General features: G+C 39.8%; 15 protein-coding genes. 12 read left to right on the top strand and 3 right to left on the bottom strand.

All coding sequences use genetic code 11. The features are described 5' to 3' along the window. The first annotated feature begins 2 nt into the window (after window positions 1-2). Window positions 3-1,214: a beta-ketoacyl-ACP synthase I gene (fabB, locus tag JEP71_RS04000; protein WP_088495099.1), complete on the top strand. Its 1,212-nt coding sequence runs from the start codon at window positions 3-5 to the stop codon at window positions 1,212-1,214. A 563-nt stretch (window positions 1,215-1,777) separates the two neighbouring features. On the opposite strand, the gene JEP71_RS03995 is transcribed toward fabB, so the two are convergent. Further along, window positions 1,778-2,698, bottom strand: coding sequence for a DMT family transporter (locus tag JEP71_RS03995; RefSeq protein WP_109370919.1), 921 nt, complete (start codon window positions 2,696-2,698; stop codon window positions 1,778-1,780). 121 nt (window positions 2,699-2,819) lie between these two features. Here JEP71_RS03995 and JEP71_RS03990 point away from each other — a divergent pair, with 121 nt between their 5' ends. The 11 genes from JEP71_RS03990 to JEP71_RS03940 all read left to right on the top strand — a co-directional run bounded on the left by JEP71_RS03990 (window position 2,820) and on the right by JEP71_RS03940 (window position 13,552). Then, entirely contained in the window at window positions 2,820-3,602 is a 783-nt protein-coding gene (locus JEP71_RS03990; protein ID WP_198625799.1) for an AraC family transcriptional regulator, read from the top strand. 149 nt (window positions 3,603-3,751) lie between these two features. Beyond that, window positions 3,752-4,894 carry a 4-phosphoerythronate dehydrogenase PdxB gene (gene pdxB / locus JEP71_RS03985; RefSeq protein WP_198625798.1) on the top strand — a complete coding sequence of 381 codons (1,143 nt, stop codon included), beginning with the start codon at window positions 3,752-3,754 and terminating at the stop codon, window positions 4,892-4,894. Between the two features lie 45 nt (window positions 4,895-4,939). Continuing rightward, window positions 4,940-5,950 carry an aspartate-semialdehyde dehydrogenase gene (locus JEP71_RS03980; protein WP_196533837.1) on the top strand — a complete coding sequence of 337 codons (1,011 nt, stop codon included), beginning with the start codon at window positions 4,940-4,942 and terminating at the stop codon, window positions 5,948-5,950. Then, the gene (truA, locus tag JEP71_RS03975) at window positions 5,950-6,834 is read left to right on the top strand and encodes a tRNA pseudouridine(38-40) synthase TruA (protein WP_232797506.1); all 885 of its coding nucleotides are present in this window, start codon (window positions 5,950-5,952) and stop codon (window positions 6,832-6,834) included. Before JEP71_RS03980 ends, truA begins: the two co-directional genes overlap by 1 nt. Before the next feature lie 24 nt (window positions 6,835-6,858). Then, window positions 6,859-7,560 carry a DedA family protein gene (locus JEP71_RS03970; RefSeq protein WP_109370915.1) on the top strand — a complete coding sequence of 234 codons (702 nt, stop codon included), beginning with the start codon at window positions 6,859-6,861 and terminating at the stop codon, window positions 7,558-7,560. A gap of 169 nt (window positions 7,561-7,729) precedes the next feature. After that, window positions 7,730-8,692, top strand: coding sequence for an acetyl-CoA carboxylase, carboxyltransferase subunit beta (gene accD / locus JEP71_RS03965; protein ID WP_109370914.1), 963 nt, complete (start codon window positions 7,730-7,732; stop codon window positions 8,690-8,692). Further along, window positions 8,685-9,983 (top strand): bifunctional tetrahydrofolate synthase/dihydrofolate synthase, encoded by a 1,299-nt coding sequence (gene folC, locus JEP71_RS03960; protein ID WP_198625797.1) that lies wholly within the window; start codon window positions 8,685-8,687, stop codon window positions 9,981-9,983. Before accD ends, folC begins: the two co-directional genes overlap by 8 nt. Next, window positions 9,973-10,626 (top strand): cell division protein DedD, encoded by a 654-nt coding sequence (dedD, locus tag JEP71_RS03955; RefSeq protein WP_196533833.1) that lies wholly within the window; start codon window positions 9,973-9,975, stop codon window positions 10,624-10,626. Before folC ends, dedD begins: the two co-directional genes overlap by 11 nt. A 185-nt stretch (window positions 10,627-10,811) precedes the next feature. Then, window positions 10,812-11,303: a colicin V production protein gene (cvpA, locus tag JEP71_RS03950; protein WP_023581692.1), complete on the top strand. Its 492-nt coding sequence runs from the start codon at window positions 10,812-10,814 to the stop codon at window positions 11,301-11,303. A gap of 30 nt (window positions 11,304-11,333) precedes the next feature. Continuing rightward, complete coding sequence (gene purF / locus JEP71_RS03945) at window positions 11,334-12,851, top strand: amidophosphoribosyltransferase (protein ID WP_075670606.1); 1,518 nt, start codon at window positions 11,334-11,336, stop codon at window positions 12,849-12,851. 119 nt (window positions 12,852-12,970) lie between these two features. Next, the gene (locus JEP71_RS03940; protein WP_198619761.1) at window positions 12,971-13,552 is read left to right on the top strand and encodes a UbiX family flavin prenyltransferase; all 582 of its coding nucleotides are present in this window, start codon (window positions 12,971-12,973) and stop codon (window positions 13,550-13,552) included. Between the two features lie 354 nt (window positions 13,553-13,906). Here the strand turns inward: JEP71_RS03940 and JEP71_RS03935 are convergent, their stop codons facing one another. Both JEP71_RS03935 and JEP71_RS03930 read right to left on the bottom strand, forming a co-directional pair. Further along, the gene (locus JEP71_RS03935) at window positions 13,907-14,812 is read right to left on the bottom strand and encodes a TIGR01777 family oxidoreductase (protein WP_198625796.1); all 906 of its coding nucleotides are present in this window, start codon (window positions 14,810-14,812) and stop codon (window positions 13,907-13,909) included. A gap of 66 nt (window positions 14,813-14,878) precedes the next feature. Beyond that, window positions 14,879-15,493: a glutathione binding-like protein gene (locus JEP71_RS03930; protein ID WP_109374109.1), complete on the bottom strand. Its 615-nt coding sequence runs from the start codon at window positions 15,491-15,493 to the stop codon at window positions 14,879-14,881. Window positions 15,494-15,590 lie beyond the last annotated feature (97 nt).

Below are 15,590 nucleotides of genomic sequence, written 5' to 3'. Positions count from 1 at the left end.
GAATGAAGCGCGCAGTGATCACGGGTCTGGGTATTGTTTCGAGCATTGGTAATAACCAGAAAGAAGTGCTGGATTCTTTAAAGGAAGGTCGTTCCGGGATAACTTTCTCAGAAGAATTTAAAGAGATGGGGCTTCGTAGCCACATTTGGGGCAACGTTAAGCTTGATACTGAAGGTCTTATTGACCGTAAAATCCGCCGTTTTATGAGCGACGCATCGGTTTATGCCTATTTATCTATGCAAGAGGCGATAGCTGATTCAGGTCTGACAGAAGACCAAGTTTCTAATATTCGTTCTGGCTTAGTCGTTGGCTCTGGTGGTGGTTCTCCACGTAACCAAGTGCAAGGTTCTGATGGCATGAGAGCTAAAGGCCTACGTGGTGTAGGTCCTTATATGGTAACTCGTGCAATGGCATCAGGTGTTTCAGCTTGTTTAGCAACACCTTTCAAAATTAAAGGCGTTAACTATTCAATCAGTTCTGCTTGTTCAACATCAGCACACTGTATTGGCCACGCTGTTGAGCTTATCCAGTTAGGCAAACAAGATGTTGTATTTGCTGGTGGTGGTGAAGAGTTAAGTTGGGAAATGACCTGCGAATTTGACGCAATGGGTGCACTTTCAACTAAATATAACGAAACCCCAACCAAAGCTTCTCGTACTTACGATAAAAATCGTGATGGTTTTGTTATCGCAGGTGGTGGCGGTATTGTGGTTGTTGAAGAATTAGAACACGCATTAGCGCGTGGTGCACACATCTATGGTGAAGTCGTAGGTTATGGTGCAACATCTGACGGTGCAGATATGGTTGCTCCTTCAGGTGAAGGTGCTGTGCGTTGTATGCAAATGGCGATGCAAGGTATTGATAAAGTTGATTATATCAATACACACGGTACTTCAACGCCAGTTGGTGATCTAAAAGAGCTTGAAGCTATCACGGAAGTGTTTGGTTCGCATACTCCAGCTATTTCAGCAACAAAAGCAATGACTGGTCACTCGTTAGGTGCTGCTGGTGTGCATGAAGCAATTTATAGCTTACTGATGTTAGAGCATGGGTTTATTGCACCAAGCATTAATATCGAAGAATTAGACGATAAAGCAATGGGGATGAACATCATTACTCAACCAACAGAACAGAAGCTGGAGACTGTAATGTCAAATAGCTTTGGTTTTGGCGGTACAAATGCTTCATTAGTCATGAGTAAATATAAAAAATAGTTAGATATACTTATATTTACTTATTAAAAAAAGCAGACTTCATTTTAATGGAGTCTGCTTTTTTATTTGAAATTTATTATGAAAAATAATTTATTATTCTAATAAAGATATTTTTCGAATAAAAATCATAAAAAAAAGATTATATAAATAACGTTTAAAAATACCTTTCCTAATAGTTACTCATTTTATTATTCTAATAAAATAGACAAATTTTGTTAATATGTTGTTTATATTGAGAAAAATAAATTAGCTTCATTTTATTTCAATCGTTTAATTTAATTCTATCCAAAATCATTAAATATTTTGTTTTATATGGAGTTAGGTGAATGGAAAAGTTGAATAAGACAAAAAGAGTGCAAAAAAATTGATCTGGGTTATTTTATTACAAATAAGTAGGAGCTATTTAATATAAAAGTTGGTAATGTTTGCCTCGGATACTTGTATTACTTTATATTTTATACTTTGATTTCTTGTGTCAGTTTTATTTATTAAACCTAACATTATGAATGTGACCGGCTAAGAATTTAGCCGGCATTTTTTATTGTTGTCTTTTTGACATTGACTCACATCTCCTGATGGCAATCTGCTTTTTTCTGAGCAGACTGACGTCGGAAATTCAGCGGCGTTCTAAGTTGTTGCACTAAGAGCACACCTAGTAACACAATACCACCACCCACTAAGTGATAACTATGCATTTCTTCACCGAGAAGCGCGATAGCAATCATTGCAGTAAATAATGGCATTAGGTTCATAAAAATAGAGGTCGTATTTGCACCTAATTTCATCACACCTAAAATCCACAGATAAGGTGCAAGAATAGAAGCTCCGATACCTGCGAAAATAACTAATCCAATATTATCTTTTGTTAACGCAACACTTTCGGCAAGAAAGAAGTTTGGCAATAATAGCAGAACACCAAATCCAATTTGCACATAAAGTGATTGCCAGTTAGGTAGTGCAATTGACCATCGTTTTGTTAATACACCGTAAAGGGCGTATGACGCCGAAGCAATAAACATCATCAGCTCACCATAACCCAAACCTTGAGAAAGCAATTGAGAAGGTTCGCCACGGCTAATTAGCCAAACTAAGCCACTAATTGAAAGCACTGTGCCTAAAACAATACCTACCGTAGGTACAACACGTAAAACAAAAATACTAATAATAACGGTTAATAATGGGATGAGAGAGTTCAGAATCCCCATAAATGTTGCGCTAACATAATGTGCCGCATAATAAGCTAAACTTTGGTACATCACCATCCCTAATGCACCAAGAATAAATAATTTCCACCAATATTGTTTGACGGTTTTACGATGATGCCAAACTGGCATGACCAAAAAAGGTGTCATAATTAAAAAGGCGAGGAACCAACGATAAAAAGAGATTGCAGCAGGATCGATAACAGACGCGGCTGCTTTATTGACAACTGCATTAATGGACCAGATTAACACCGCTAAAAGCGGAAAAATTGCATTTTTCATTGTTCTCACATCTATTTTTAAACCAGGTCGCTATTGTAAGTCTGTCTGATTAGATATATATAATGAAAACCAGACAACAGATAGGCCAATAAAGACAACATGACAAGAGAACAACATAAAGATGACAATTGAACAACAAAAAATGCAATGGTTATTGTCTGATCCAGATACAGTTCGATTTCGTGATGAACAACTATTAGCTGAAACAGAGTTTGTTTATCATCAACATGATTTTGGTCAGTTACTTTATGTGATTTCTGGTGTCATGGATTTAGAAGCTGGAGGACAGCGGTTTTTAGCGCCACCAGAATTTAGTGTATGGATACCCAAAAATGTAGGGCATGCTAGTTACAATAAAAAAACACTCTCTTTTAAGGTGCTAGATATCGCACCAAGTTGGTGTGAAGGATTATTAGATAAACCTTGTTTGATTCAATTAAGTGCTATTTTTTCAACTATATTTTCCGACTTTTTTCATCGTGGTGTGTGTAAACCACAAACAGAAGAAGATTTTCGCTTAGCTCAAGTACTGATTGATCAACTTAAAGTTTCGCCAATACATCATACTTATTTACCGTCTTCTAAAGATAAATTACTTGCTCCCATACTTTCTGTATTAGAGCAGGATCCAGCGGATAATACCTCGTTAGAAGAATGGGCTAAAAAGCGTTATACCTCAGAAAGAACACTTTCTCGTCGTTGCCAACAAGAATTAGGCATGTCATTTAGTGAATGGCGTAAGCGCTTACGCTTTTTACATGCAATTTCTTTATTAGAACAAGGGAAAAGCGTGAATGAAATAGCATTTGATGTGGGATATAGCTCTTCATCCTCATTTATTGCGATGTTTCAACAATATGCTGGCACAACACCGGAACGTTTTCGTCGATTAAACAATTGTTAAGTCTTCTTTTCATATATTTACTTAAAATCTAGGCGGATTTTACTGTCAATAATAGGCTTTACTGTGAATAAGTGGCAAAATAGACCGCTTAATTTTGTTTTTCGATTGATTGTTTACACACATAAATACCAAATCAGTGAGATAACACCGTGAAAATTCTGGTTGATGAAAATATGCCTTATGCGGAACAACTTTTCCGCCAATTAGGTGAGGTAAAAGCTGTTTCTGGTCGCCCATTACCTACTGATGAGCTTAATGATTCTGATGCCTTAATGGTGAGATCAATTACTAAAGTCAATGAATCCTTATTATCAGGCAAGCCAGTAAAATTTGTTGGAACCGCGACTGCGGGTTTCGATCATGTAGATATTGCATGGTTAAAACAGCAACAAATTGGTTTTTCATCAGCCCCAGGTTGTAATGCTATCGCGGTTGTTGAATATGTATTTTCTGCTCTGATGATGTTAGCAGAGCAAGACAGCTTTCAATTGACCGATAAAGTCGTTGGTATTGTCGGTGTGGGAAATGTGGGCGGTCGATTAGCAACGCGCCTTCGCGTATTGGGTGTAAATGTTTTACTTTGCGATCCACCAAGAGCGGATAATGGTGATGATGAAGAGTTTCATCCATTGGAAACATTGTTAGAAAAAGCAGATATTCTAACTTTCCATACACCTCTCAATAAATCAGGCTTATACAAAAGTTATCATTTAATTAATGAGAGCAACCTCGAAAAATTGCCTGAAGGTCGTATTTTAATTAATGCGAGCCGTGGCGAGGTTGTTGATAATCAAGCATTATTGTCTGTACTTGAGAAAGATAAATCCTTACGCGTTGTGTTGGATGTTTGGGAGCCAGAGCCAGATCTCTCTATTGAGTTATTAAATAAAGTTGATATCGCAACACCACATATTGCGGGTTACACCTTAGAAGGTAAGGCGCGTGGTACAACTCAAGTTTTTGAAGCTTATTGTGATTTTATTGGACAGCCTCAAAAAGTTGAATTATCAACTCTGTTACCTGCACCTACTATTTCCACCATTTCAGTACAAGGTGAGTTAACTCAAACACTTTTAAAACAACTGATTCATCTTGTTTATGATGTGCGTCGTGATGATGCTCCATTACGAAAAGTAGCAGGAATAAAAGGGGAGTTTGATAAATTACGCAAATTTTATCCTGTTCGTCGTGAGTGGTCTTCACTCCATGTCATTTGTGATAATCAAACTACGGTTGATACATTAAATGCAATTGGCTTTAGTGCTACATATAAAAGTACTACACACAAATAAAGCAAAATATTATTTTTAAAAATTTATGTTATTGGAGGATATCTTATGGGAGAAGGTTGGAATATTGCAGTTGTTGGTGCAACAGGCGCTGTCGGTGAAGCGATTTTAGAACTGCTACAAGAGCGTGAATTTCCCATTGGTGAATTAACTGCAATCGCAAGTGAAGATAGCATTGGAAAATCGGTGCGTGTAAACAGCAAAAGTGTTGCGGTTCAAGGTATTCACAATATCGAGTGGGCTGATATTCAATTAGCTTTCTTTGCCGCACCAACAGAAATCAGTGCGCAATATGCACAACAAGCGGCTGATGCTGGCTGTATTGTTATTGATTGTAGTGGCATTTTTGCAATGGATTGGGATATACCATTGGTTGTTCCTGGCGTGAACAGTGCAATGCTAGCGGAATACCGTACTCGTAATATTGTTTCAATAGCTGATAGCATGGTAAGCCAATTATTACGCGCCATTAACCCATTAACAGAATCTGCGGGTTTAACACGCCTTAGCGTGACAAACTTAATGTCTGTTTCTCGTTTTGGAAAACAAGCCGTAGATGAACTGGCAGGGCAAAGTGCCCGTTTACTTAACGGTATTCCTCCTGAATTAGGTCGTTTTAATAAGCAATTAGCATTTAACATTTTACCTTTAATGGTTGATGACGAAGGCTCTATACAAGAAGAGCGTCGCATGGTTGACCAAATTCGTAAAATTTTGCAAGACGAAGGTTTGCCTATTTCTGTCACCACATTACAAGCACCCGTTTTTTATGGTAATGCGCAATCCGTGCAATTAGAAACATCTCGTCCAATGGGGAGTGATGAAGCGCGTGAGACATTACAAGAAAATGAAGATCTGAATATCAGTGATGAAAATGATTTTCCAACACAAGTGACTGATGCTTCAGGCAATGTGAGCTTGAATTTAGGTTGTTTCCGTAATGATTATGGTATGCCAGAAGCCTTACAATTTTGGTCAGTAGCAGATAACGTGCGCTTTGGCGGGGCATTAATGGCTGTTGAAGTAGCAGAGCAATTAATGCAGGAGCAGTTTTACTAATGAATGTGCAAGTGAGTGCTGAAGTGACAGAACAGCCCTTGACTGAGTCAGCGGTTGCCTCTGAAAGCACAACAATAAAAATTGCTTTAGGCGTTGAATATGATGGTAGTCGCTATTATGGCTGGCAACGCCAAAATGAAGTGCGTAGTGTACAAGAACGGCTAGAAAAAGCACTTTCACAAGTGGCTAATGAGCCTATATCGGTTTTTTGTGCTGGAAGGACAGATGCTGGTGTTCACGCAACGGGGCAAGTTGTCCATTTTGAAACAACGGCACATCGCAAAGATCCCGCTTGGACTATGGGAGTGAATACCCATTTGCCTGCGGATATTGCAGTACGTTGGGTAAAAACAGTTTCTGACGATTTTCATGCTCGCTTTAGTGCAACAGCAAGACGTTATCGCTATGTGATTTTTAATCATCGCTATCGTCCCGCTATCTTGTCATCTGGAGTGACACATTTTCATTATCCTTTAGACGCTGAACGCATGCATCAAGCAGCACAATGTCTACTGGGTGAAAATGATTTTACCTCTTTTAGAGCTGTCCAATGTCAATCTCGAACGCCATGGCGTAACGTTATGCATGTCAATGTTTCTCGATATGGTGACTATGTTGTCGTGGATATTAAAGCGAATGCGTTTGTTCATCATATGGTGAGAAATATTGTTGGCAGTCTTCTAGAAATAGGGTGTGGCAATCAGAATATTACTTGGATGGCTGAATTATTAGCCTTAAAAGACAGAACCAAAGCGGCTGCAACAGCCAAAGCAAATGGACTGTACTTGGTATCTGTGGATTATCCTGAGCAATTTGAATTACCAAAACCTGCAATGGGGCCACTATTTTTAGCGGATAACCCTATTGAGATATCTCAATCATAAAAACACCCAGTTTTCTGAGGATTTATGGAAATATTAACGCAATTTGTTGATTTAATAAAATTTCTAATCGATTTTATTTTACATATTGATGCCCATTTAGCTGAGCTTGTTGCTCAATATGGTACATGGGTTTATGCCATTTTGTTTCTTATTGTTTTCTGTGAAACAGGGTTGGTAGTAACGCCTTTCTTACCCGGAGACTCCTTATTATTCGTTGCTGGCGCTTTAGCTTCATTAGAAACTAATGATGTGAATGTTCATATTATTGTTTTACTGCTACTTTGTGCAGCTATTTTAGGTGATGCGGTTAACTATTCTATTGGACGACTTTTTGGCGAAAAACTGTTTAGTAAGCCTGATTCAAAGATTTTCCGTCGTGAATATCTAGATAAAACCCATGCTTTTTATGAAAAGCATGGTGGTAAAGCAATAATTTTGGCAAGATTCGTGCCGATTATCCGAACTTTTGCGCCATTCGTTGCAGGAATGGGTAAAATGTCATATCGTCACTTTGCCTTTTATAATGTTACTGGGGCAATTGCATGGGTACTGCTATTTACTTATGCAGGATACTTTTTTGGTGACTTAGATATAGTTCAAAAGAACTTAAAATTGCTAATTGTTGCCATTATTGTTATTTCTATTTTACCGGGCGTTATTGAGATCTTACGCCATCGTAGAGCGAGTGCAAAAGCAAAGAAAGAAAGTGATAACAAAGAGGTTTGAGCAGTTATCATCAGTTTTTGCCGTAGAATAGCCATAATAAAGAGATGCGCTGAAATTCAGTAAGCGGTATCATCATAAACTTTGCTAACCACACAGCCAGTGTATTGTGGTTGATACGCTAACAATAATTTTACTGGCGAAGGTCAGATTCAGACGAAAAGGTCCATTAATGAGCTGGATTGAAAAAATTCTAAACAAAAGCACTATCACAAGTTCACGTAAAGCCAATATCCCTGAAGGGGTTTGGACTAAATGTGATAGCTGTGGGCAGGTACTCTATCGCGCAGAATTAGAGCGCAATTTAGAGGTTTGCCCTAAATGTGATCACCATATGCGCATTTCAGCGCGCCGTCGCCTTGAGACTTTCCTTGATACAGGAAGTACAACAGAATTAGGTAGCGAATTAGAACCTAAAGATATTCTGAAATTCCGCGACTCTAAAAAATACAAAGACAGAATTAGCGCTGCTCAAAAGCAAACGCAAGAAAAAGACGCATTAATCGTGATGAAAGGAACGCTGAAAAAGATGCCAGTTGTTGCTGCATCCTTTGAATTTGCGTTTATGGGCGGTTCAATGGCTTCTGTTGTTGGGGCGCGTTTTGTTCGTGCGGTTGAACAAGCACTCGAAGATAACTGCCCATTAGTTTGCTTCTCTGCAAGTGGTGGCGCTCGTATGCAAGAAGCGCTGATGTCATTAATGCAAATGGCCAAAACCAGTGCAGCATTAGCAAAAATGCAAGAGCGTGGTTTACCTTATATTTCAGTTATGACTGACCCTACAATGGGTGGTGTTTCTGCAAGTTTAGCGATGTTAGGTGATATTAATGTTGCTGAACCTAAAGCATTGATTGGCTTTGCAGGTCCCCGTGTTATTGAACAAACAGTACGTGAAAAACTGCCTGCTGGCTTCCAACGTAGTGAGTTCCTGTTAGAAAAAGGGGCGATTGATATGATTATTCGTCGTCCTCAAATGCGTGATGAGCTGGCTGAATTACTGGCTAAGCTGACTCAATATGATTTAGTAGAAGATGAAGATGAAATCATCGGTGAAGAAATGATTGCTGATGAAATTGAATCTACAGACAACGAGCCAGAAATTAACATCGAAACGAATAAAAAAGAAGATGTCTAATATCATAACTGCTCCTAAAGCCACATCGCCTTTGTCGGTGTGGCTTTCTTATCTTGAACATTTACACTCCAGCGCCATCGATATGGGGTTAGAGCGAGTAGGCAAGGTAGGAAAAATATTAAATGTGTTACGTCCTGCGCCTAAGGTAATCACTGTCTCAGGCACGAATGGAAAAGGCACAACCTGTCATATGCTAGAGTCAATCTTGATAGCATCAGGATTGAAAGTCGGCGTTTATAGCTCCCCTCATCTTGTTCGTTATACAGAACGCGTTCGTATCCAAGGCAAAGAACTCTCCGAAAATGCTTTCTGTGAGGTTTTTGCAGAAATTGAACAAGCTAGAGGCGATATCTCGCTCACTTTTTTTGAATATGGCACTCTGGCTGCGCTGAAGTTATTTCAACAAGCACAACTTGATGTTGTTATTCTTGAAGTAGGATTAGGCGGTCGGTTAGATGCGACAAATATCGTTGATGCGGATATTGCTGCTATCACAAGTATTGCCCTCGATCATACTGATTGGTTAGGCGCAGATAGAGAGCATATTGGCCACGAGAAAGCCGGTATTTTCCGAGCCAATCATTATGCTGTTGTGGGTGAGCCAGATATGCCTCATTCCATTGCACAAGTTGCCAATGAAAAACAAGCCAAGCTTTTCCGTCGTGGAACAGATTGGTCCTTTGTTATTGAAGATGATCACTGGCATTGGCGTTGTGTTGACTGTGAATTTGATGCGCTGCCAATCCCTAATATTCCGCTAGCCAATGCGGCGACAGCGATGGGGGTTATTCGTTGCTTGCTTAAATCTGATGACAAAGTCAGCCAAGCAATCACACAGCAAAGTATTGTCGACGGTATGTCTCGTGCACAATTACCAGGTCGTTTTCAGGTAATTTCTCAACATCCTTTGGTTATCTTTGATGTGGCACATAATCCTCATGCAGCAGGATATTTAGCGGAAAAGTTATCACAATTACCACAAAAATCTGATACTCAAGTGCGTATTGTTGTTGGTATGCTGGGTGATAAAGATATCGCAGGAACTTTAGCGTGCTTAACACCATTGGCTGATCATTGGTATGTAGCTCCACTTAATGAATTTCGTGGCGCTTCTGCGGATGTGTTAGCTCAACATCTCGAGAAACCAATGGTATTCGATAGTGTTGAAAATGCATGGCAACAAGTAATGTCCGATGCTGCTCCTAACGATATTGTTGTGGTTTGTGGCTCATTTCATACAGTCGCGCATGTGATGGAACTTTTGGAAAAGGAGAGTGTGGGTGGCAAGTAAATTTCAAAATCGCTTAGTCGGTGCCGTTGTATTGGTGGCAGTAGGGGTCATTTTTTTACCTGCACTGCTCGACGGCGATAAGAAATATAACGAAGACCAGTTCGCCTCTATTCCTTTAGTACCCAAACCAGGTGATGAGCAAGAAATAGAATCTATCGCCCCGATAGAGCAAACTTCAGTGCCTTCTACTCCATCAGAAGGCGCATCTGAAGGTATGCTTTCTGAAGCTGTGACAGGTGTCGAGCAACCTGCTGTTACAACACCTGAACCACCTGCTGTTGTACCTGTTACACCACCGGTACAACCACCACAACAGCCAACGCCTACACCAGAGCCTCCGGCTGTGGTTACGCCACCAGTACAACCACCAGCACCACCAGTACAAGAAACTCAGCCACCGAAAGGCGAGGCTTGGGTTGTTCAATTAGGTGCGTTGAAAAATGCGGCGAAGGTAGAAGAAATTATTGCGAAAATGCATTTCTCAGGTTATCCGGTATATACCGTACCAGCACGTCCTGTTGCTGGACAAGTGACTCGAATTTACATTGGTCCTAGTGCATCTAAGTCAGAATTACAGGCTATTTTGCCTCATTTAAAAGAGCTTACGGGCTTACAAGGTGAGGTAAGGGCATATAAGCCTTAATTTTTTCTAAACGAGTCATCAGATGAGTGATGTAACAAAGCGTTAACTTATTGCGGCGATTATGATTTTTCATATCGCCGTAAATTATTTTGAAATTAGCGAAAATTAGCATTACGCAAACGTTTTCGTTTTCTGTTAGAATGCTTCCGTATTAATGCGGAGCATCATTATTGGATAAAGAATTTATGGTCTGGATAGATTACGCCATCATTGCCATTATTGGTTTTTCCGCATTAGTCAGCCTGATCCGTGGCTTTGTTCGTGAAGCATTGTCACTCATCACCTGGGGTTGTGGTTTCTTTGTTGCTAGTCAGTTTTATCCTTATCTTGCCGTCTATTTTACCCGGTTTGAAGATGAGCTGGTTCGTAACGGGATTGCAATAGTCACGTTATTTATTGCGACACTGATTGTCGGTGCTGTTGTGAATTATGTGATTAGCTCTCTTGTTCAACGCACAGGGTTATCAGGTACAGATCGTGTATTGGGGGTCTGTTTCGGGGCTTTAAGAGGCGTGCTGATAGTTTCAGCATTACTTTTTGTTTTAGGCGCATTTACGCCTATGGCAGATAGCGCTGATTGGCAACGTTCTGAGCTTATTCCTCAATTCAACCATATTATTAGGTGGTTCTTTGACTACCTGCAAAATGCGTCAAGTTTCGTGTCGGAGAGAATATAACCTCTCCGTCTGGCTGATGAGGATCTATTCATGTGCGGTATTGTCGGTATCGCTGGAGCTAATCCAGTAAACCAATCAATTTATGATGCGTTAACGGTGTTACAACACCGAGGTCAAGATGCAGCAGGCATTGCAACAATAGACGGTAACAACGGTTTCCGTCTTCGCAAAGCGAACGGACTGGTTAAAGATGTATTCGAAACCCGTCATATGTTGCGTTTAAAAGGTACTATCGGGATAGGGCATGTCCGTTATCCAACTGCGGGTAGTTCTAGTGCATCAGAAGCGCAGCCTTTTTATGTGAATTCACCTTTTGGTATTACGTTGGCGCACAATGGTAATTTAACCAATGCGCATTTATTACGTCGCCAATTATTTGAAACAGCACGTCGCCATATCAATACCACCTCTGATTCTGAAATCCTGCTCAATGTATTGGCATACGAATTAGACCGTTTTGACCATTTCCCGCTTGAGCCTGATAATATTTTTGCAGCCGTTGCGGCAATGCATAAAAAACTCCGCGGGGCTTATGCTTGTGTTGCTTTGATCATCGGTCATGGCTTACTGGCTTTTCGTGATCCCTTTGGTATTCGCCCTTTAGTCTTGGGTAAACGTACCTTAGAAGATGGTCGCCATGAATATATGGTCGCATCTGAAAGTGTTGCGCTTGATACTTTAGGTTTTGAATTTTTACGTGATGTTGCACCGGGTGAAGCGGTTTATATCACAGAGCAAGGCCAACTCTTTACTCGCCAATGTGCTGAAAATCCGCAGTTAATGCCTTGTTTGTTTGAGTATGTTTACTTTGCTCGCCCTGATTCCTTTATCGATAAAATTTCGGTTTATAATGCGCGTTTACGCATGGGGCAGAAATTAGGCGCTAAAATTGCCAAAGAATGGGATGATTTACACATTGATGTTGTGATCCCAATCCCTGAAACATCTTGTGATATTGCCTTAGAAATTGCGCATATTCTCAATAAACCTTATCGCCAAGGCTTTGTAAAAAATCGCTATGTTGGTCGTACCTTTATTATGCCGGGTCAGCAAGAGCGTCGTAAGTCAGTTAGACGTAAACTGAATGCAAATCGCGCAGAGTTTCGTGATAAAAATGTTCTGTTGATTGATGACTCTATTGTCCGTGGCACAACGTCAGAGCAAATTGTCGAGCTCGCAAGAGAAGCGGGTGCGAAGAAAGTCTATTTTGCCTCAGCTGCGCCAGAAGTTCGCTTCCCTAATGTGTATGGTATTGATATGCCAAATGCCAATGAGCTTATTGCTCATGGACGTGAAGTGGATGAAATTCGTAAATTAATTGGTGCTGATGGACTTATTTTCCAAGATCTCACTGATTTAATCGCCGCAGTACAAGAAGAGAATCCTGATATTAATCAGTTTGAATGTTCTGTATTTGACGGTGTTTATATTACGAAAGATATCGATCAAGATTACTTGGATTATTTAGAAAATCTACGTCGTGATGATGAACATAAAATTCGTGATCAGAATGAAATAGAAAATTTGGAAATCTATAACGAAGGCTGATTTTTCGGTAAGATACCTTCCTTATAAAGCGTCGATGCCAGTGTGTTCTGCATCGACGCTTGTTTTTTGAGGGTTAATCATCATAATGATTAACAAAGGTATATATTCTGAGGATTATAATGAAAAAGCTGATAGTTGGGCTAACAGGTGCCAGTGGTGCAATTTACGGTATACGTTTATTAGAGATACTAAAATCAGTGCCGTCAGTTGAAACACATTTAGTGATTAGCCAAGCTGCACGCCGTACGATTTCATTAGAAACTGATTATTCGCTAAAAGATATTCATGCTTTAGCGGATGTGATTTATGACGATCGCGATATTGGCGCATCTATCTCTTCAGGATCATTTCGTGTCAATGGAATGGTCATATTACCCTGCTCAATCAAAAGCCTGTCAGGTATTGTTCATAGCTATACAGATACCTTAGTCACTCGCGCTGCGGATGTGGTATTAAAAGAAGGGCGTAAGTTAGTATTATGTGTGCGTGAAACGCCACTGCATTTAGGTCATTTGCGATTAATGACACAGGCTGCTGAGTTAGGCGCAGTGATTATGCCACCAGTACCTGCCTTCTATTTTCAGCCTAAAACGATTGATGATATTGTTAATCAAACAGTAAATCGTGTACTTGATCAGTTTGAGATTGATTTACCTGATGATTTATTTCAAAGGTGGGAGGGCGATAAGCCCACTCGCTAAGTATACTCGTCATTCTTCAAGTTGCAGCGTTGTTGACTGCGTTTATTCGCACTAGTCACATACTGATGTATGCTCCTAGGCGTTTTTTCAAGGAATAGATTCACTTGTCGCCTAGCTGCATCTTGAATTATTTAGAGTATTTACTCGTCATACTTCAAGGTATAGCGTTGTTGACTGCGTTTATTCGCACTAGTCACATACTGATGTATGCTCCTAGGCGTTTTTTCAAGGAATAGATTCACTTGTCGCCTAGCTGCATCTTGAATTATTTAGAGTATTTACTCGTCATACTTCAAGGTACAGCGTTGTTGACTACGTTTATTCGGTAGAATACCTAATTCGAATTAAAAGAGATTATTTTCCAGTGGTAATAATATCTTTTAATGCCTCTTCTAATTGTGGATAACGGAATTCAAAGCCTGCATTGAGTAATTTTTCAGGAATGGCTTGTTGTCCACCTAATACTAATGTCGCGCTTTCTCCCATCACTAGACGCAATACACTTTCGGGAACCGTCATTAATGCTGGGCGATTAAAAGCTTTTCCTAATAGGCGAGTAAACTCTTTATTTTGTACTGGGTTAGGTGCTGTTAAGTTAAAAGCGCCTTTAGCATCTTGGGTCTTAAGCAAGAAAACAATCGCACTGACCATATCATCGATATGTATCCACGGCATATACTGTTTTCCGCTCCCTAATTTGCCACCTAATCCTAATTTGAAAGGTTTGCTCATTTTAGGCAGTGCGCCACCGAGAGTTGAAAGTACAATCCCTGTACGCAACAAGCAAACTCGTGTTAATGGTGTTTGAGCTTCAAGCGCGATACGTTCCCATTTTGCACAGAGTTCATGTGTAAACTCAGGATTTGCTGGCGTCTCTTCTGTAACTCGTGTATCACCTTGATCGCCATAAAAACCTACTGCGGAGCCAGAAATGAAAACTGCTGGAGGAGAATCGCTAGCTTTAATCAAATCAACCAATTTCTGGGTTAAATGACAACGGCTATTAACCAGTTTTTGCTTTTGAGTGGGAGTCCAACGGTTATCAGCAATAGGTTCTCCAGCAAGATTAATAACGGCATCAAACTCATTAAGATTTTGTTTATCGTTGAGTTGAGTCCAGCAGGTGATTTCATTACAAAAATGCGAATAAACTTTTTGAGGCGAACGAGAAAGCACCGTAATATCATTATTGGCGAGCGCAAGCTCACAAACTAATGCTTTGCCAATTAATCCTGTACCACCTGTGATAAGTATTTTCATCACAATCCTCCTGATCTACTTGCTTGATAAAGAATAAATATCATCCTGATATATAAATTGCTTATATTAGCTAAAGAGTTTTTTCGTAGCTGGGCGTTGGTTAATGTTGTTTAGCCATTTATCAATTGCGGGATAATTTGCTAAATCAATATTGTGGTGATCGTGCAGACGAGCCCATGTATATGTGGCGATATCCGCAATGCTGTACTCTTTGCCCCCAAGGTAAGGTGACTGCGCTAACCTTTTCTCTAATACACTATATAAACGCTGTGTTTCTTCAGTATAACGTTTAATCGCATAAGGGACTTTTTCTGTGGCATAACGGGTGAAGTGATGATTTTGTCCCAACATTGGGCCAAATCCCCCCACTTGCCAAAACAGCCATTGTAGTTGTGTTGTTTTTTCTCGTAAATTTTGACTGAGCAATTTGCCACTTTTTTCAGCTAGATAGATAAGAATAGCACCTGATTCAAAAATAGAGATAGGCTCACCACCATCAATAGGTGAATTATCTACAATCGCGGGAATTTTATTATTGGGTGAAATTGCTAAAAACTCAGGTTTAAATTGATCGCCTTTACTAATATCAATGCGATGTAACTGATAAGGTATGCCAGTTTCTTCAAGAAAAAGCGTTATTTTTTGGCCATTTGGGGTATCTGCATAATATAAGTCAATCATTAAAAGCTCCAAAATAAAGTAGGCACTAAATAGACAATATAATCACAGTCTGCCTTTTAACATCATAAAAAGCAAAAAAGCGCAAGATGGATAAAAC

Origin of the sequence: Proteus sp. PR00224 (genome assembly GCF_016238105.1) — a bacterium.
Lineage (GTDB): Bacteria > Pseudomonadota > Gammaproteobacteria > Enterobacterales > Enterobacteriaceae > Proteus.
The sequence above is the reverse complement of the archived record's forward strand: the minus strand, read 5'-3'. Positions and strand labels throughout refer to the sequence as shown.